The organism is Streptomyces sp. NPDC050610 (assembly GCF_040654875.1).
In the GTDB taxonomy this organism is placed as follows: Bacteria; Actinomycetota; Actinomycetes; order Streptomycetales; family Streptomycetaceae; genus Streptomyces.
Genome location: NZ_JBFAIV010000001.1, coordinates 203,789 through 220,388, shown reverse-complemented (window position 1 = coordinate 220,388; position 16,600 = coordinate 203,789). Strand labels below are relative to the sequence as shown.

The 16,600-nt window shown below is 71.2% G+C and carries 15 protein-coding genes; 8 read left to right on the top strand and 7 right to left on the bottom strand.

Annotation, left to right across the window (positions count from 1 at the left end; genetic code table 11):
* The first annotated feature begins 35 nt into the window (after nt 1-35).
* From pdhA to AB0I22_RS01005, 4 genes are all read left to right on the top strand, one after another.
* Nucleotides 36-1,187, top strand: a complete 1,152-nt coding sequence (gene pdhA, locus AB0I22_RS01020; protein WP_363128468.1) for a pyruvate dehydrogenase (acetyl-transferring) E1 component subunit alpha — start codon at nt 36-38, stop codon at nt 1,185-1,187.
* Nucleotide 1,188: 1 nt separating this feature from the next.
* A complete protein-coding gene (locus AB0I22_RS01015) occupies nt 1,189-2,169 on the top strand; it encodes an alpha-ketoacid dehydrogenase subunit beta (protein ID WP_363128467.1) in 981 nt (326 codons plus the stop codon).
* A 23-nt stretch (nt 2,170-2,192) separates the two neighbouring features.
* The gene (locus AB0I22_RS01010) at nt 2,193-3,641 is read left to right on the top strand and encodes a dihydrolipoamide acetyltransferase family protein (protein ID WP_363128466.1); all 1,449 of its coding nucleotides are present in this window, start codon (nt 2,193-2,195) and stop codon (nt 3,639-3,641) included.
* A 393-nt stretch (nt 3,642-4,034) separates the two neighbouring features.
* A complete protein-coding gene (locus AB0I22_RS01005; RefSeq protein ID WP_363128465.1) occupies nt 4,035-4,871 on the top strand; it encodes a helix-turn-helix transcriptional regulator in 837 nt (278 codons plus the stop codon).
* A 61-nt stretch (nt 4,872-4,932) separates the two neighbouring features.
* Here AB0I22_RS01005 and AB0I22_RS01000 read toward each other — a convergent pair whose 3' ends face one another.
* Nucleotides 4,933-5,379, bottom strand: coding sequence for a hypothetical protein (locus AB0I22_RS01000; protein WP_363128464.1), 447 nt, complete (start codon nt 5,377-5,379; stop codon nt 4,933-4,935).
* Between the two features lie 317 nt (nt 5,380-5,696).
* Here AB0I22_RS01000 and AB0I22_RS00995 point away from each other — a divergent pair, with 317 nt between their 5' ends.
* Nucleotides 5,697-6,614 (top strand): aminoglycoside phosphotransferase family protein, encoded by a 918-nt coding sequence (locus AB0I22_RS00995; protein ID WP_363128463.1) that lies wholly within the window; start codon nt 5,697-5,699, stop codon nt 6,612-6,614.
* A gap of 111 nt (nt 6,615-6,725) precedes the next feature.
* On the opposite strand, the gene AB0I22_RS00990 is transcribed toward AB0I22_RS00995, so the two are convergent.
* Complete coding sequence (locus AB0I22_RS00990) at nt 6,726-7,334, bottom strand: TetR/AcrR family transcriptional regulator (RefSeq protein WP_363128462.1); 609 nt, start codon at nt 7,332-7,334, stop codon at nt 6,726-6,728.
* A 104-nt stretch (nt 7,335-7,438) separates the two neighbouring features.
* Here AB0I22_RS00990 and AB0I22_RS00985 point away from each other — a divergent pair, with 104 nt between their 5' ends.
* Nucleotides 7,439-8,188 carry an SDR family oxidoreductase gene (locus AB0I22_RS00985; protein ID WP_363128461.1) on the top strand — a complete coding sequence of 250 codons (750 nt, stop codon included), beginning with the start codon at nt 7,439-7,441 and terminating at the stop codon, nt 8,186-8,188.
* A gap of 130 nt (nt 8,189-8,318) precedes the next feature.
* Nucleotides 8,319-8,951, top strand: a complete 633-nt coding sequence (locus AB0I22_RS00980) for a DUF1707 domain-containing protein (protein WP_363128460.1) — start codon at nt 8,319-8,321, stop codon at nt 8,949-8,951.
* Nucleotides 8,952-9,219: 268 nt separating this feature from the next.
* On the opposite strand, the gene AB0I22_RS00975 is transcribed toward AB0I22_RS00980, so the two are convergent.
* Both AB0I22_RS00975 and AB0I22_RS00970 read right to left on the bottom strand, forming a co-directional pair.
* Complete coding sequence (locus tag AB0I22_RS00975; RefSeq protein WP_363128459.1) at nt 9,220-10,428, bottom strand: FAD-dependent monooxygenase; 1,209 nt, start codon at nt 10,426-10,428, stop codon at nt 9,220-9,222.
* A 123-nt stretch (nt 10,429-10,551) separates the two neighbouring features.
* Nucleotides 10,552-12,018 (bottom strand): MFS transporter, encoded by a 1,467-nt coding sequence (locus AB0I22_RS00970; protein WP_363128458.1) that lies wholly within the window; start codon nt 12,016-12,018, stop codon nt 10,552-10,554.
* A 246-nt stretch (nt 12,019-12,264) separates the two neighbouring features.
* Between AB0I22_RS00970 and AB0I22_RS00965 the strand changes: the two genes are divergently transcribed.
* Complete coding sequence (locus tag AB0I22_RS00965) at nt 12,265-12,831, top strand: TetR/AcrR family transcriptional regulator (RefSeq protein ID WP_363128457.1); 567 nt, start codon at nt 12,265-12,267, stop codon at nt 12,829-12,831.
* A 162-nt stretch (nt 12,832-12,993) separates the two neighbouring features.
* Here AB0I22_RS00965 and AB0I22_RS00960 read toward each other — a convergent pair whose 3' ends face one another.
* The 3 genes from AB0I22_RS00960 to AB0I22_RS00950 form a co-directional block, all read right to left on the bottom strand.
* A complete protein-coding gene (locus AB0I22_RS00960) occupies nt 12,994-14,049 on the bottom strand; it encodes a cytochrome P450 (protein ID WP_363128456.1) in 1,056 nt (351 codons plus the stop codon).
* A gap of 312 nt (nt 14,050-14,361) precedes the next feature.
* A complete protein-coding gene (locus AB0I22_RS00955; protein WP_363128455.1) occupies nt 14,362-15,564 on the bottom strand; it encodes a 4-hydroxybenzoate 3-monooxygenase in 1,203 nt (400 codons plus the stop codon).
* A gap of 224 nt (nt 15,565-15,788) precedes the next feature.
* Nucleotides 15,789-16,574 carry an AraC family transcriptional regulator gene (locus tag AB0I22_RS00950; protein ID WP_363128454.1) on the bottom strand — a complete coding sequence of 262 codons (786 nt, stop codon included), beginning with the start codon at nt 16,572-16,574 and terminating at the stop codon, nt 15,789-15,791.
* Nucleotides 16,575-16,600 lie beyond the last annotated feature (26 nt).

Below are 16,600 nucleotides of genomic sequence, written 5' to 3'. Positions count from 1 at the left end.
GCGACCCCGGGGGCCGGACAGACGGAGGAGCACACGTGACCGCGGAAAGCACGGCGCGCAAACCGCGCCGCAGCAGCAAGCGCACCAGCGCGAAGAAGCCCGCAAAGGCGCAGGCCGACGGGGTCGAGCTGGTACAGCTGCTGACGCCGGAAGGCGAACGGGTCGAGCACCCGGACTACTCCATCGACCTCACCCCCGAAGAGCTGCGCGGCCTCTACCGCGACATGGTGCTCACCCGGCGCTTCGACGCGGAGGCCACCACGCTCCAGCGCCAGGGCGAACTGGGCCTGTGGGCCTCGCTGCTCGGCCAGGAGGCCGCCCAGATCGGCTCCGGGCGGGCCACCAACCCGGACGACTACGTCTTCCCGACCTACCGGGAGCACGGCGTCGCCTGGTGCCGCGGAGTGGACCCGACCAACCTGCTCGGCATGTTCCGCGGCGTGAACCACGGAGGCTGGGACCCGAACGAGAACAACTTCCACCTCTACACCATCGTCATCGGTTCGCAGGCCCTGCACGCCACCGGCTACGCGATGGGCGTGGCCAAGGACGGCGCCGACTCCGCCGTCATCGCCTACTTCGGCGACGGCGCGTCCAGCCAGGGCGACGTGGCCGAATCCTTCACCTTCGCCGCCGTCTACAACGCCCCCGTCGTGTTCTTCTGCCAGAACAACCAGTGGGCGATCTCCGAGCCGACCGAGAAGCAGACCCGGGTGCCGCTCTACCAGCGCGCGCAGGGCTACGGCTTCCCCGGCGTCCGCGTCGACGGCAACGACGTCCTCGCCTGCCTCGCCGTCACCAAGGCGGCCCTGGAGCGCGCCCGTACGGGGCAGGGCCCGATGCTGGTCGAGGCGTTCACGTACCGCATGGGCGCCCACACCACCTCCGACGACCCGACCAAGTACCGGCGGGACGAGGAGCGCGAGCTGTGGGAGGCGAAGGACCCGATCCTTCGGATGAAGACGTATCTGGAGAAGTCCGGCGCCGCCGACGACGAGTTCTTCGCGGCGCTGGAGGCCGAGAGCGACGCCCTCGCCAAGCGGGTGCGCGACGCCGTACGGAACATGCCCAACCCCGACAACATGGCGATCTTCGAGCACATCTACGCCGACGGGCACGCGCTCGTCGACGAGGAGCGCGCCCAGTTCGCCGCCTATCAGGCGTCGTTCGCCGAGGAGGGCAACTGACATGGCCGCCGAGAAGCTCTCGATCTCCAAGGCGATCAACGCCTCCCTGCGCACCGCGCTGGAGAACGACCCCAAGGTTCTGATCATGGGAGAGGACGTCGGCAAGCTCGGCGGCGTCTTCCGCGTCACCGACGGCCTGTACAAGGACTTCGGCGAGGACCGGGTCATCGACACCCCGCTCGCCGAGTCCGGCATCGTCGGCACCGCCATCGGCCTCGCGCTGCGCGGCTACCGCCCCGTCGTGGAGATCCAGTTCGACGGGTTCGTCTTCCCCGCGTACGACCAGATCGTCACCCAGCTCGCCAAGATGCACGCCCGCGCGCTCGGCAAGATCAAGCTGCCGGTCGTCATCCGCATCCCCTACGGCGGCGCGATCGGCGCCGTCGAGCACCACAGCGAGTCCCCCGAGACGCTCTTCGCGCACGTCGCGGGCCTCAAGTGCGTATCGCCGTCGAACGCCTCCGACGCCTATTGGATGCTCCAGCAGGCCATACAGAGCGATGACCCGGTCATCTTCTTCGAGCCCAAGCGCCGCTACCACGACAAGTCGGAGCTGGACCGCTCCGCCGTGCCGGCCGCGCTGCACGCCGCCCGTACGGCCCGTACCGGCACCGACCTGACGCTCGCCGCCTACGGCCCGATGGTCAAGACCTGCCTGGAGGCGGCGGCCGCCGCCGAGGAGGAGGGCAAGTCGATCGAGGTCCTCGACCTGCGGTCCATGTCGCCCGTCGACTTCGACGCCATCCAGGCATCGGTCGAGAAGACCCGCCGCCTGGTCGTGGTCCACGAGGCGCCCGTCTTCCTGGGCACCGGCTCCGAGATCGCCGCGCGGATCACCGAGCGGTGCTTCTACCACCTGGAGGCGCCGGTCCTGCGCGTCGGCGGTTACCACGCCCCGTACCCGCCGTCGCGGCTGGAGGACGAGTACCTTCCGGGACTGGACCGGGTACTGGACGCCGTCGACCGCGCCTTGGCGTACTGAAGGGCTTGAGGGGAGTCGAGAAGATGACTGCGAGCACAGCGAACGCGAACACGGCGAACGACCAGCGTTTTCGAGAGTTCAAGATGCCGGACGTGGGCGAAGGGCTCACCGAGGCCGAGATCCTCAAGTGGTACGTGGCCGTAGGGGACACCGTCTCCGACGGGCAGGTGGTCTGCGAGGTGGAGACCGCCAAGGCCGCCGTCGAACTGCCCATCCCCTTCGACGGAGCGGTGCACGACCTGCGCTTCGACGAAGGCGTGACGGTGGACGTGGGCACCGCCATCATCGTGGTGGACACCCGGCCGGGAGCGGGCCCGGCGGAGCCGGCGGCAGTGGTGCCGGACCAGCAGACGTACTACCCGCCGAAGGAACAGCCCGCCGAGGAGGAGCCCTCCCCGGAAGAGGGCGAGGGCCGCAAGGCCGTGCTCGTCGGCTACGGCGCGGCGCCGTCCTCCACCAAGCGCCGCGCCCGCAAGCCCCAGACGGGGGCGGGCGCGCCGGAGCTGAACGGGCACGGGGCGGCCCCCGCCGCTCCTGCTCCTGCTCCTGCTCCTGCGGTTCCCGCCACCGCCCCGCCGGGCGGGCGGGCGCTGGCCAAGCCGCCGGTCCGCAAGCTCGCCAAGGACCTCGGCATCGACCTGGCCTCGGTCACCGCGACCGGCCCGGACGGCACCGTCACCCGCGAGGACGTCCACGCCGCCGCCACCCCGGTGGCCCCGGCGGAGCCCGAGACCGCTCCGGAGGCCGCCCCGCGGCCCGCGGAGACCGCCGCGCGCGAGATCCGCACCCCCATCAAGGGCGTACGGAAGGCCACCGCACAGGCGATGGTCGCGAGCGCCTTCACCGCGCCGCACGTCACGGAGTTCGTCACCGTCGACGTGACCCGCACGATGAAGCTCGTACAGGAGCTCAAGTCGGACCCGGACATGGCCGGGCTCCGCGTGAACCCCCTGCTGCTCGTCGCCAAGGCGTTCCTCGTCGCGATCCGGCGGCACCCGGAGGTCAACGCGGCCTGGGACGAGGCCAACCAGGAGATCGTGCGCAAGGAGTACGTGAACCTGGGCATCGCCGCCGCCACGCCGCGCGGCCTGATCGTCCCGAACATCAAGGACGCGGGGGCCAAGACCCTCCCGGAACTCTCCGCCGCGCTCGGCGACCTGGTCTCCACCGCGCGCGAGGGGAAGACCAGCCCGGCGGAGATGGCCGGCGGCACGGTCACGATCACCAACGTCGGCGTCTTCGGCGTCGACACCGGCACGCCCATCCTCAACCCGGGCGAGTCCGCGATCCTGGCTTTCGGCACGGTCAAGCTCCAGCCCTGGGTGCACAAGGGCAAGGTCAAGCCCCGCCAGGTCACCACCCTGGCGCTCTCCTTCGACCACCGGCTGGTCGACGGCGAGCTGGGCTCCAAGGTCCTCGCCGACACGGCGGCGGTCCTGGAACACCCCAAGCGCCTGATCACCTGGGGCTAGTGCCCTTCCCCGGCCACTGGCACCCGAGGATTCTCCCGGTACGTACCGCAGGGGCCGGCCGCGCATCGTGCGCGGCCGGCCCCTGCGGGTGTCCGGTCCTCGGACAGACCCCCGCGACTGTCCGAACCCCGAAGTCTGTAGTTCTCGATCCACGATCCGCAGCCCGCCGCCTACGGGCCGTGTTTCCGCGGTCCGTGGCCTGCGACCTGCGGAGTCAGAGCCCGGACACCCTCTCCTCACCCCCCTCCAGCGAAGAGAGAGCGCAGCGTCCGGGCCCCTGTCAGGCGTGAGCGGCCTGGGGGTTCCACATGGGGAGGAGCGTGGAATCGCCCGTGCTGGGGAATTTACCTAGGATTGACCGACACTTGCAGTGTCGGATCTGGAGGACGACTTTTGACCGGGGCAGCGGACGGCGAATCCATCAGCCGCCTCCTCCGCGCTTGGCGCGCCCGTACGGACGCCCGGCAGATCCGCGAGCTGCGCGGCACCGAGCCCCGGCCCGGCCGCCGCCTCTCCCAGGCCCACGTCGCCCGGCTGACCGGCGTCAGCGAGGGCTGGTACCGCGCGCTGGAGGCCGGCCGGCGGCAGGACTTCTCGGAGGGCTTCCTGCTCCGGGTCGCCCGCGCGCTCGACCTGAGCGAGGCGGAGACCCTCACCCTCTTCCTCGCCGTCTGCGGCCGCCGCCCGCCGGAGGAGACGCCGCGGGATCCGCGCGAGTTGCCCGAAGGCGTCAAGGCGCTCCTCGACCAGCAGGTCAGCTACCCCGCGTACCTCTCGGACATCGCCTGGAACGTGGTCGCGGTCAACGGCCTCATGGCCGAGTGGTTCCCCTGGTCCGTACGCCCCGGCGCCAACCTCATCCGCTGGGCCCTGCTCTCCGCCGAGGCGCGGGAGCAGATGCTGGACTGGGAGCACAGCTGCGCCCGCGCGTACCTGGCCATGCTCCGCGTGGCCGCCAACAGCAACCCGGACAACGCCGAGCTGCGCGCCCTGGTCCGCGAGGTCCTGGACGCCGACGCGGACTGCCGCCGCATCTGGGCGGAGGGCAGCGAGGTGGTGGAGCACCGGGACGGGCACGTCTTCCGGCTGCGCCTGCCCTACCACGACGGCCGGGAGATCCGGGTGGCGAGCCATGTGCTGCTGCCGATACAGCGGACGGACCTGCGGTTCGTGTTCATCACGCCGGTGGACGAGACGGCGGCGCGGGGGAGGGAAGCGGTCGGGGCGTGATCACCCCGACCGCTCCTGCTGCTGCTCCTGTCGCTACGTCTCTCGGCGCCGGCCCGCGTCGCTACACGTCAATCGGGCGTACGAACTCGGGGGTCCACCCCTCCTGGGGCTCTCCCTTGGGCGGCGTGACGTCGATCTGCTTGCCGTGGTACTCGGCGCGCCAGACGGAGCCGCTCTTCTCGGCGACGATGCGGAGACCGCCGACGAAGGGCTCGAAGTGCCAGCGCGTCCACTGCTCCCGCGGCTCCTCCTTGGACCACAGGTGCTGCTCGTTCTCCACGACGCCCAGTTGCGGCTGGGCGGCGATGTAGATCAGGTACGGCGAGCCGGGGACGTTCTCGAAGGGCTCGATCGCCAACTCCTGCTGGAACGGCGGGTCCTCGGGGCGGTCGGTGACGAAGGGGAAGCCCTGCGAGGTCTGGAAGGCGCGGACCGTCGCGAGGGCGGGGAGCCCGAAGATGTGGGCGTAGATCTTGTAGACACCGCGCTTCAGAGGGACTGGGGGCATGTCGTCGTTCCTCTCTCGGGTGCGACCGGCGGCGGCTGCCGCCGACGACGCCCACCCTTCCGATGCCGGGCGGGTTGCAGAAAGCCCCAAATACCGCCAAGTCGAGTACGGCGCGGAATAGCCGGTCACTGTGGGACAAGCTATTGGGAGGGGTGGATAGGCGGGAATGACGGGTGTTGTCCATGGGGTCCGGGTGCGGCGGCGGCAGTGCCGGGACGAGCGGGGCGGCGGCCAACGTGTCCCTATAAAGCCCCAACCAGGCTGCGCACCCGGCCCGTTGAGGCTTCGGATATTCGCTGGAGCTACGGTTGCTCCGCATGACCCACACCGAGATCGAGATCAGCGCGGAACTGGTCCGGGAACTGCTGCGCGACCAGCACCCCGACCTGGCCGGTCACCCTGTGCGCCTCGGCGCGCGCGGCTGGGACAACCAGCTGTGGCGGCTCGGCGACGACCTCGCCGTACGGCTGCCCTGGGCGACGGAGAGCGCCGACGAACTGCTGCGCAAGGAGCACGCCTGGCTGCCTGCCCTCGCCCCGCGCCTCCCGCTGCCGGTCCCCGTCCCGCAGCGGCTCGGCGAGCCCTCCGAACGGTTCCCGCGGCCCTGGATCGTCACCACCTGGGTGCCGGGCGCGCCCGCCGACCACGCCCCCGCCACGCGCGGCGAGGACTCGGCCGACCGCCTGGCCGGCTTCCTGACCGCCCTCCACCAGCCCGCCCCCGACGGGGCGCCCACCGGCCGCGACCGCGGGGGCGCTCTGGCCGACCTCTCCGAGGGGTTCGCCGAGGGGCTCGACTCGATCGCCGGGGCGGGGCTGATCCCCGACCCGGATGCCGTACGCACGGTGTGGGAGGACGCCGTCGCCGCGCCCGCGTGGACGGGCCCGCCGGTGTGGCTCCACGGCGACCTGCACCCGGCCAACGTGCTCACGGCGGACGGCGCCATCTCCGCCGTGATCGACTTCGGCGACCTCTGCGCGGGCGACCCGGCCGGCGACCTCGCATCCGCCTGGGTGCTGCTGCCGGACGGCTGCGTGGAGCGCTTCCACAGCGGCTACCGGCCGGCCGCGGACGCCGCGACCCGGCGCCGCGCCCGCGGATGGGCGGTGCGTCAGGCCCTCGGCGGCATCATGGTCGGAGACGCCGGCGTCCACGGCCGCCCCGGCGGCAAAGCCTCCTGGGGCCCGCCCGCCCAGGCCGCCCTGCGCCGCCTCGTCGCGACGATCCGCCGCTGACGGTCCCCGCGGGGTGGTCTGGGAGCCCGCCCGTCCGTACGAGCCCGCGACCGTACGAGCTGACGCGCGCGGGCTCCCCGGCGGCTGCCGTCAGGTGTCAGACGTCAGACGTCAGGCGCCCGGCCAGCTCCGCAGGGCCAGGTCGGCGACCTGCTGGAGTTCGTCGCGGGTGGCGCCGCTCGCCGCTTGTACGGCGATGCCGTTGGCGACGGTCATGAGGTAGCGGGCGAGCTGTTCGGGATCGGTGTCGGGGGGCAGGTCGCCTTCGTCGACGGCCCGTTGGAAGCGGTCGCGCAGGCGGGCGGTGTGCTCGTTGCGCCAGGCGATGAGCGCGTCGCGGGCGTTGAGGCCGGGGCTGCCGGCGGCGAGGGAGGCCTGTACGCCCAGGCAGCCGGTGGGGCAGCCGGGGCGGGTGGTGGCCTGGACGGAGCCGTGCAGGAGCGCGGTGGCCACCTGGCGGGCGGTCGGCTCCTCCAGGGCCCGGACCCCGTACGCGGCGGGGCCTTCGGCGTAACGCTCCAGGGCCTTGCGGAACAGGTCCTCCTTGTTGCCGAAGGCCGCGTACATGCTGGTGCGGGTGATGCCCATGGCGCTGGTCAGGTCGGTGAGGCTGGCGCCTTCGTAGCCCTGTTCCCAGAAGACCCGCATGGCGCGCTCAAGAGCCTCGTCGGCGTCGAACCCTCTCGGCCGGCCGACCGGCCCCTTCTCTCGCGTCTCCATGTCCTCAACCCTAACGCTTCCGTACCGATCGGTGCGGATGTGCTACGTTCCCGTTCAGTACCGGTCGGTACTTAACGATGTCGAACTTCTGGGAGCGCGGTCACATGGGACAACTCGAAGGCAAGACGGCCGTGGTCACCGGCGGCCACACGGGGATCGGCCTGGCCACCGCCGTACGGCTGGCGGCCGAGGGCGCGCACGTATTCATCATCGGCAGGCGCGAAGCCCGGATCGAGGCCGCGGTGGAGACCATCGGCCGGGCGAGGGCCACCGCCGTGACGGGCGACATCACGGACCTCGCCGACCTGGACCGGCTGTACGAGGCGGTACGGGCCCGGGGCCGGGGCCTCGACGTGGTCTTCGCGAACGCGGCGACCGCCTCGCTCGCGCCCCTGGGCCAGATCACCGAGGAGCAGGTCGACCAGACCCTCGCGGTCAACGTCCGGGGCACGCTGTTCACCGTGCAGAAGGCGCTGCCGCTGCTCAACGACGGCGCTTCGGTGATCCTGAACGCCTCCACCGCCGCCGACAACGGCACGGAGGCGTTCAGCCTGTTCGCCGCGTCGAAGGCCGCCGTACGGTCCTTCGCGCGGGGCTGGGCCAACGAACTCAAGGGCCGCGGCATCCGGGTCAACGCCATCTCGCCGGGCCCGATCGACACCACCGGGATCACGGACCTGTTCGGCGAGGAGAACGCGCCCGCGGTCCGGGCGAACCTCGCCGCGGGCGTCGCGATGGGCCGGATGGGACGCCCGGAGGAGGTCGCGGCGGCCGTGGCCTTCCTCGCCTCCGAGCAAAGCAGCTACGTCCTCGGCGCCAACCTCTACGTCGACGGCGGCGAGAACCAGATCTGAGCCGTGAGCGGTGGCGCTGCCTGCCCCACACGTGCCCCCTACTGGACCAGGTCACCCCGGAGGACGACGACTGCCGTACGCGCGGATGCCAAGCTGACAGGAGCTTGCGGGCCGGGGAGAGGGGACCACAGTGGAAGGCGTCGAGCCCGAGCAGTCGATTCGTATGCGCGCGTCGGACGCCGAGCGGGAGCGCGGAGCCGAGATCCTTCAACAGGCGTTCGCGGAGGGCCGGTTGAATATGGACCTGCTCCAGGAGCGCCTGGACGCGCTGTGGCGGGCCGCCACGCGCGACGACCTGTCGGCGCTGATCCGGGACCTCGCCCCGCGGCCGGGACCGGAGCCCGCGCCGATGAATCTGAGTGCGGGGCACAACGCCAAGGTGCGCAAGGAGGGCCGATGGCCGGTGCCGCGGCACATCCGCGCCGTCGCGGAGAAGGACGGCCGCATCCGGCTGGACTTCACCGAGGCGGACTGTCGGCACCGCGAAGTGTTCATCGAGGCCGTATGCGTCAGCAACGGCCCGATCACCCTCGTGGTGCCGACGGGCTGGGCCGTGCACACCGACGCGGTGGCCGTTCGCGGCAACGGCAAGGTCATCAACACCGCCACGCGGCCGACGTCCCCGTCCCTCCCCGTCATCCACCTGACCGGCCTCGCCGACCGGGGCCGCATCACGGTGAGCCACCCGCCCCACCGCAGCCGACGCCGCGGGCTGCGATTCGGTGCGCGTCCGCGCGGCTCCGCGGGTGGGGGCGCGGGGTAGGCACGGGTCTGTTTCGGTGGAGTGGGTCCGGTGGAGCGGGTCCGCTCCCAGGAGCATGAGGTCTGCTGCCGCCCGCCTCCGTCCCCGCCTCCGCGCCCGGTCGGCCCCGGCATGCGATCACGGAACCGGCCTGCTCTGGTCCGACCCCGGGAACGGAGCGGACCGAGGAGGTCACGGCGTCACGTATCGGCCGGGCCGCCCGTCGCGGGCGCGTGCCGTGCGCCCGTACGCCCGTACGCGCCGGAACCGTGCGGGCCCGCGGCGCCGATCAGCCGACGGGGGCCGGGCCGTGTTCGGGCAGGGTGACGGCCGTGTGGGCCGGGCGTCCGGTCTGCGGCGGTGAGGCGGCGAGGCCGCGCAGTCTGTCGTTGCGCTTTGCGAGGGCTTCGGCGGTGGTGGGGAAGAGCGCCGCGTCGCCTTCGCCGACCTGCGCCTGGTTCAGCTCGACGAACCCGCGGACGTCGCGTTCGTAGGCGGCGAAGGCCGTGGTGTGGTCGGGGTGGGCGGCCAGCGAGTGCGCGAGCAGGTAGGCGCCGACGAGGGCGAGGCTGGTCCCCTGCCCGGTCAGGAACGACGGGGCGTAGGCGGCATCGCCGACGAGCGCGACCCGGCCGCTGGACCAGCGCGGCATGCGGATCTGGCTCGCGGTGTCGAAGAACGGATCGGGTCCGTGGCGCATGGCGGCGACCATGGCCGGGATCTCCCATCCGTCGTCGGCGAAGGCGGCGGCGACGAGGCCGCGTTGGGCCTCGGGGGCGCGCAGGGCCTCGTACGGCGGTTCGGGGCGGGCGAAATTGAGGAGTGCGTGCAGTTCGTCGCTGTCGCCGACCGCGTAGAGCGCCGCGGCCCTTCCGGGGGTGTTCCAGAGGAGCACTTCATGGGAGAGGCCGTAGGTGTTGGGCATGGTGAATATGGCGAAGCAGTAACCGAGATAGCGGTGGAATCGCTCCTCGGGGCCGAATGCGAGTTTCCGGGTGTGCGAGTGCATTCCGTCCGCGCCCACGACCAGGTCGAAGCCGCGCCGGGCGCCGCTGCGGAAGGCGACGTCGACGCCGTGTTCGTGTTCGGTGAGCGTGTCGATGGAGTCGTCGAACAGAAACTCCACCTCGTCGCGGACGGCCCCGTACAGAAGTTCCGCCAGATCGCCGCGGCGCACCTCGATGTCGTGTCCGTCGACCCCGCCGGCCACGGTCTGGGGATGGACCGCCGCCGCCCTGCTGCCGTCGGCGTTGAGGAAGGTCAACCGGCGCGACTCGATATGCGCTTCCTGGAGCCGCGGCAGGATTCCCATGCGGCGGGCGACCTCCACCGCGGTGCCGTGTATGTCGATGGGGTACCCGCCGGTCCGCAGTCCGGCGGTCTTCTCCACCACCGTCACCGCGAATCCGTACCGACGCAGCCAGAACGCCAGGGCGGGGCCCGCGATGCTCGCGCCGGATATCAGGACCGTGCCTTTCGGGGCGTTTCTCATGTCCATTCGCCAACTCCTGAGTCTGTTATGAGACGTTCAAAGGCCAATTCGGCTTGCTTCGCGTGGTGTCGCGTCGCGTTGCTTTTGCGCTGGGGAATTGCCGGCTTCCGCGGATCTCTTCGGAGGTGGTCACACCGCGTCCCGCTGAAGTTCGCGTGACGGGGAGCCGGTGCCGAGGCGGGTGCTCCGTACGAGCCGGACGGCCAGCAGCGCGGCGATGGCGAACGCGCCGGCGGCGATCGCGATGTAGCTGAACACGCCCGTGACCGAGCGCGTCGTCTCGCCGTCGACGACCACGGAGGTCGACTTGAGCACGGCCGCGCCCACGAAATCGAGCGTCACCGACCCGATCGAGACCATGACCATGACCAGGCTGGAGACGATGCCCTGCCGTTCGGGGGACGCCAGGCTCCCCGCCATGTTGAAGCCGGAGGTCCCGAGCGCTCCCACCGTGACGCCCAGCAGGAATCCGCAGCAGAGCGCGACGGGCAGTTGGGAGACGCCGAGGAACATCCCGATGGTCACGACCGTTCCGAGCAGGACCGCCCCGGCCAGCGTCGAGGCCGGTCCGACGCGTGCGGCGATCCACCCGGCCGCCGGGCCGCCGAGGGTGACGCCGACCCCCGGCGCGGCGAGCAGCAGCGCCACCGATCCCTGGTCGGCCAGTCCGTACCCGAGGTGCTGACCCGCCGAGACGTCGCCGACGAGCGGGATGAGCTGGAGCACGCTCTGGTACGAACCGGCGGCGAGGAAGACGACGAGGAGCGTGAGCACCAACGGCCCGCTGAGCTCCCTGATGTCGATCAGGGGGTCGGGCTTCCGGCTCGACGTCAGGAGCCACCGGGCCAGCGCCGCGATGCCGCAGACGAGGAGGGCCAGCGGGGCGACGGCGAGCCAGCCGAGGTCCGAGCCCAGACTGATGTAGCCGAGCACCCCGGCGAGACCTCCGCCGAGGAGGAGGGCACCGCCAAAGTCGATCTTTCCTGGTGTCCTGACCGGGGAGTCGGGCACAAGCTTGTGCACGCAGATCGCCATCACCACCGCGACGAAGGCCGATCCGAGGAACAGGATCTGGAAGCCGAACTGCGTGGCCAGCTTCTCGATGAGGAAGCGGGACGCGATGTTGAGCACCGCGGAGCCCGAGGTCACGATGCCCACGATGATCATCGCGATGCGGGGCGCGCAGACGCCGCGGACGATGGCGACGGAGAGGAACACGGCGGCCAGGGAGGCCCCTTGCAGCATGCGCCCCGGTACGAACAGCCAGATGCTGGGGGCCACGGCGCATAAGACGGCGCCCGCGCAGCTGAGCAGCAACGCCAGTACGAGCACCCTGCGCCTGCCGTGGATGTCGGCGCTCTTCCCGAGCAGCGGCGCCCACGCCACTCCCGCCAGCATCGCGGTGGCGTTGAGCCACGCCGGCTGGTCCGTACCGAAGTGGTCGAGCATCTCCGGGAGGACGATCAGCGGCGCGGTGATGGCCGAGTCGACCACGAAGTTCACCATGGCGAGAACGGCCACCAGGCCGACGAGCCGCCCGCTCCATTTCGCGTGCCGTCCGGCGTCGTCTGTGACTCCGGTCCTGCTCTTCTGCATCAGGGACTCCCTACTACGGGCGGGCTCGCGACGGTGCGGATGTCGGTACAGATGCGGGCTGCTGCCGCGGCCGCTGCCGATGGGCTCTCTCCGCCCCACGCCGGGGCGGAGCCGGACTCTTCACAGGCGCGCCTGGGGTGAGGCCGCGGCGCTCACGCCTCCCACCAAATACGATACGGCGCAGTTTCTTATTCGCAGAGTAAGGTACGGCGATAAGAAACGTCAAAGGTTCTTAGGAGGAGTGTTGTGGGGCGACGGCGCGGCGAAGCGCTTGAGGCGGCGATCCTCGAAGCGGCCTGGGACGAGCTGACCGAGCGGGGGTACGCGAACCTGACCGTCGACTCCGTCGCCCGGCGGGCCGGCACCAGCAAACCGGTGCTCTACCGGCGCTGGGCCGACAAACAGAAGCTGATCGGGGCGGCGGTCGCGCACCGCAACGTCATCGGGCCGATCACCCCGGCCGACACCGGGTCCCTGCGCGGCGACCTGATCGCCACCCTCACCGAACTCGGCGAGCGCCGGGGGCCGTTCCTCGCCCAGCTCAGCCTGCTGCTCACCGACTACTTCGCCGAGGCCGGGACCAGCTTCGCCGAGCTGCGCGAGACGATCCTCGCCGGACGCCGCTCCGGACGCGACGAGATCTTGGAGCGCGCCATCGAGCGCGGCGAGATCGATCCGGCCAAACTCACGCCGCGGATCGCCTCGCTCCCCTTCGACCTGCTGCGGGGCGAGGCGATGATGACGCTGCGACCGGTCGCGCCCGAGATGATCGAGGAGATCGTCGACACGATCTTCCTCCCGCTGGTCCGCTAGAACCGTCCGATGGGTGACGACGGCCCCCATAGCGAGGCCCCGCATGCCATTGGCCATGGCATGCGGGGCAACTGCTCGGACCAGGGCTCCTAGAGCCAGCGGTCAGGCTCCCAGTAACTGGCGGGCTTGTTCCAGATGATGCGTCGGATGGCAGCGATCATGTCATTCACCTCCTTTCGCGAGCGCGGGCCTGACGGGGGTCTTGAGGGTGCGCCGCAGGGCGAAGGGGCGGGGGAGGACGGAACCGGAGACCAGGGGCCGAACGTCGCCGCCGCTGACCGTCAGGCGGGCGTCCTGCGCCAGCGCGGCGACCGCCTCGGTGGTCAAGCTGTGGGCGACGGACGCCCCGGCGCAGGTGAACGGGCCGGTGCTGAAGGGGAGATAGGGACCTTGGCCGCCCGGTTCGTTCCAGCGCTCGGGCCGGAACACATCAGGACGGTCCCAGTGGCGCGGGTCGTGGTGCAGCAGGTAGGGGCTGACCGACAGGATCGTGCCCGCCGCGAACGGCCGCCCGCCGAATTCGAGAGGGTGCGGAACGGGCCGGCCGACCATCCAGACGAACGGGCGGTGGCGTCCGGCCTCGCGCACCAGCCAGTCGGCGGGCCACGGCCAGGGCGGGCCGGGCGGGTGGTGCAGGCAGGCCAGCAGGGCCGACCACGCCACCGCGTAGCCGATGTTTCCCACGATCGACTGGAACAGCAGCACATACAGGTTCGCTACGGTCTGGTCGGCGAGCTCATCGGGGCAGGCGCCGATCACGGCGTCCAACACATCCCGGGGCTCGCCCGCTCGGAAGCGTTCCGCCCGGCGGCCTCGGACATGTTCGGTGACCGAGGCCAGTAGCTTGGGCCGCAGGATCTCCGCCCGTGCCCGCTGCCGCATCTGCGGCTGGCGGGCGGTCAGCCCGGCGGCCACTGCCTGCGCCAACTGCCGCCGCAGGTCCGTCGGTTGGCCGGGGTGCAGCAGCGCGTCCGCCGTGCACCGGTACACCAGCAGCGGCCCCGCTCCGGGCCACTGGCTGACCGGACCCAGCCCGGCCACCGCCTCGGCCAGGCACTCGCGGTAGGCGGGCAGGTGCGCACGCATCACGTTCCGGACGGCGCGGCCGAGGGCGAGCTGCGCGGTCCGCGAGGGCAGCATGTCGCCGAAGAAGGTGGACATGCCGCTGTGGAAGAGCGGGTCGCGCAGCACCGTGAGCGCCAGCTCGGTGTCCCTCACACACCAGGCGCCCCAAGGGAGTTGGAACACCTCTGCCGGACTCCGGCGGGCTCGGTCCTCGATGTATCCCAGCGGATCGCGCCGGAACCGGCGCATCTCCCTCATGCTCACCGCACGCCCTTCCAAGGGGCAGCAACCCAGGGCACCACATTCACCCCTGATACGGGGCATTTACCCACCGGCAACCCTGCCCAATGCCGCGTCGCCCATAAGGATGAACCCACCGGACGCTTGTCCCCCAACGGCCGCTGGATATCGGCCTGGAGCCATTGGGCGTGACAGATCGCCGTGAGACGCCGGACGGCAAGGTGCCTACAGCCGCCCGGCGTTGAGGTCGTTGAACAGGCGGGCGGCCGACGGGGAATTGTTCAGGCGCTGGAGTTCCGCTCGGGCTGTCTCCTTGCGGAAGGCTCCCCCGTACGAGGCGTCGCCGGCGTTGTGCATCAGGTCGGTGATCCAGACCGCGTACGCCTGGTAGTTCCAGATGTGGCGCAGGCAGGTGTCGGAGTAGCTGTCGAGCAGGCTCCCGTCGCCGTCCTTGATCTTCGCGACGATCGCGCGGATGAAGACCTCGGTGTCGTAGAGGGCGAGGTGTATCCCCTTCGCGCTCATCGGGGGAACGATGTGGGCCGCGTCGCCGAGCAGGTAGAGGCGGCCGTAGCGCATCGGGTCGAACACCACCGACCGCAGCGGCACGATCCGCTTGTCGACGATGGGGCCGGTGGTCACGTCGGCGCAGAAACGGGTCCCCAGTTCGCTCCAGATGCGCTCGTCCGGCCACTGCTCGGGGGTGTCGTCGCCCGGGCACTGGAGGTAGAGGCGGCTGGCGTTCGCACCGCGGGGGAACCGCGCGGCCAGTCCGCGGTCGTGGATCGCCATGCCGAAGGGGGCGCACGGCGCCTCGGCCAGGACGCTGAGCCAGGAGTACGGGTACTCGTGCGAGTAGGCGGTGAGTTCGCCGGCGGGTACGGAAGCCCGGCTGACGCCGTGGAAGCCGTCGCAGCCCGCGACGTACTCGCAGGTGACAGCCTTGGCCGAGCCGTCGGGGGAGCGGTAGCGCACGGTGGGGCGGTCGGTTCCGAGGTCTTCCAGACTGACGTCGAGGGCCTCGTAGCGCAGATCGCCGCCCGCCTCCAGGAAGGCGTTGGTGAGGTTGCGGACGAGCACCTGCTGGGGGCAGAAGACGGCTTCGCTCTCGTCGTCCCCGAACGCGATGTCGTACATGACACCGTCGATCCAGGTGCCGCCCGTGATCACCGGCGGTGAGGCGGCGTCCTTCACGACGTGCTCCAGCCCCCACTCGCGGAACATCCGTACCCCGCGGGTGTCGACCACGCCGGCGCGCTGCCGCTGCTCGACGTACGTGCGGCTGCGCTTCTCGACGACGACGCAGTCGACGCCGCTGCGCAGCAGGAAGTTGCCGAGCGTCATCCCGGCCGCTCCGGCGCCGATGATGACGACGGTGGTGTTCTCCGCCGTCTCCGCTGTCTCTGCTGTCTTCGCTGTCTCAACCATGATGTTTTCCGAGCCTTTCGGCGAAAGGGGAAACCGGCCGCGCCGCAGACGTACGGCCGTCGCGCCGCACGGAAAGTGCGGCCTTCCACCACTGTGGGCGCGGCCGAGTCCGCCACCAACCGGGATGTGGGCAGCGCATGCCGGAAACCCGCCAAGGCATCGACGGACGTACGAGCACGCCGACTGGACCGGTGCCGCTCACCCGTGCCGATCACCCGCGCCGCTCACGGGCGCCGGTTGCGCAGTTCGGCCTGGTAGCGGCCGGGGGTCTGGCCGACTAGTTCGCTGAAGGCCTCGATGAAACTCGACGGGTTGGACCAGCCGCACTCCATCGCCGTGTCGGTGACCGACCGGCCGTTGCTGAGCTGGGCCAGCGCGTGGTGGATGCGCAGTGTGGTGCGCCAGCGATGGAAACTCATGCCCAGTTCGCTGTGGCACAGCCGGCTCAAGGTCCGCTCGCTCGCTCCCGCGGCCCGCGCCAGGTCGGCCAGGGTCGCACTCCGTCCGGGAGCCGCGTGCAGGAGATCGGTGGCGGCCCGTAGCCGGTCGTCGCGGGGTTCGGGCAGGTGCAAAGACTGCTCGGGAGTCTCGGCGAGCTCATCGATCACCACGGCGAGCAGCCGCCGCTCGGCACCGGGCCGGGTTTCCGCCCGGTCGGACAGCGCGAGCAGCGCCTCCCGCAGCAGCGGGCTCACCGCGAACACGCTGGGGCGCGCCACCAACTCGTCGCACAGGTCGGCCGGGACAGTGACGAGGCGGGCGTCGGTGCTCCCGTAGAAGCGGTGCGAATGTACGAACCCCGGCGGCGTCCACGTCACGCGGTGCGCGGGCGCGACCCACGTCCCGCGCTCGGTCGTGGTGGCCACGGCTCCAGCCGCCGCGTACACGAGCTGCCCATCGGTGTGGGAGTGCGGATGGAACTGGAAGCCATGCGGAATCCAGGCCGCACCGTTCGGCGAGGCCGACTGGGAGGGGGGTGACGGTGCGGTGGATTGGCGGGCTTCCGGCATAGTGCGTCATTTTGCTGCTGGGGCGG

What these genes read in the sequence shown, in the direction of transcription:
- AB0I22_RS01015 (WP_363128467.1), top strand. Translation starts at nt 1,189, where the DNA reads ATGGCCGCCGAGAAGCTCTCGATCTCCAAGGCGATCAACGCCTCCCTG.
- AB0I22_RS01010 (WP_363128466.1), top strand. Translation starts at nt 2,193, where the DNA reads ATGACTGCGAGCACAGCGAACGCGAACACGGCGAACGACCAGCGTTTT.
- AB0I22_RS00955 (WP_363128455.1), bottom strand. Translation starts at nt 15,564, where the DNA reads ATGGTTGAGACAGCGAAGACAGCAGAGACAGCGGAGACGGCGGAGAAC.
- AB0I22_RS01000 (WP_363128464.1), bottom strand. Translation starts at nt 5,379, where the DNA reads ATGCCCCCAGTCCCTCTGAAGCGCGGTGTCTACAAGATCTACGCCCAC.
- AB0I22_RS00985 (WP_363128461.1), top strand. Translation starts at nt 7,439, where the DNA reads ATGGGACAACTCGAAGGCAAGACGGCCGTGGTCACCGGCGGCCACACG.
- AB0I22_RS00990 (WP_363128462.1), bottom strand. Translation starts at nt 7,334, where the DNA reads ATGGAGACGCGAGAGAAGGGGCCGGTCGGCCGGCCGAGAGGGTTCGAC.
- AB0I22_RS00950 (WP_363128454.1), bottom strand. Translation starts at nt 16,574, where the DNA reads ATGCCGGAAGCCCGCCAATCCACCGCACCGTCACCCCCCTCCCAGTCG.
- AB0I22_RS00970 (WP_363128458.1), bottom strand. Translation starts at nt 12,018, where the DNA reads ATGCAGAAGAGCAGGACCGGAGTCACAGACGACGCCGGACGGCACGCG.
- AB0I22_RS00995 (WP_363128463.1), top strand. Translation starts at nt 5,697, where the DNA reads ATGACCCACACCGAGATCGAGATCAGCGCGGAACTGGTCCGGGAACTG.
- AB0I22_RS00975 (WP_363128459.1), bottom strand. Translation starts at nt 10,428, where the DNA reads ATGGACATGAGAAACGCCCCGAAAGGCACGGTCCTGATATCCGGCGCG.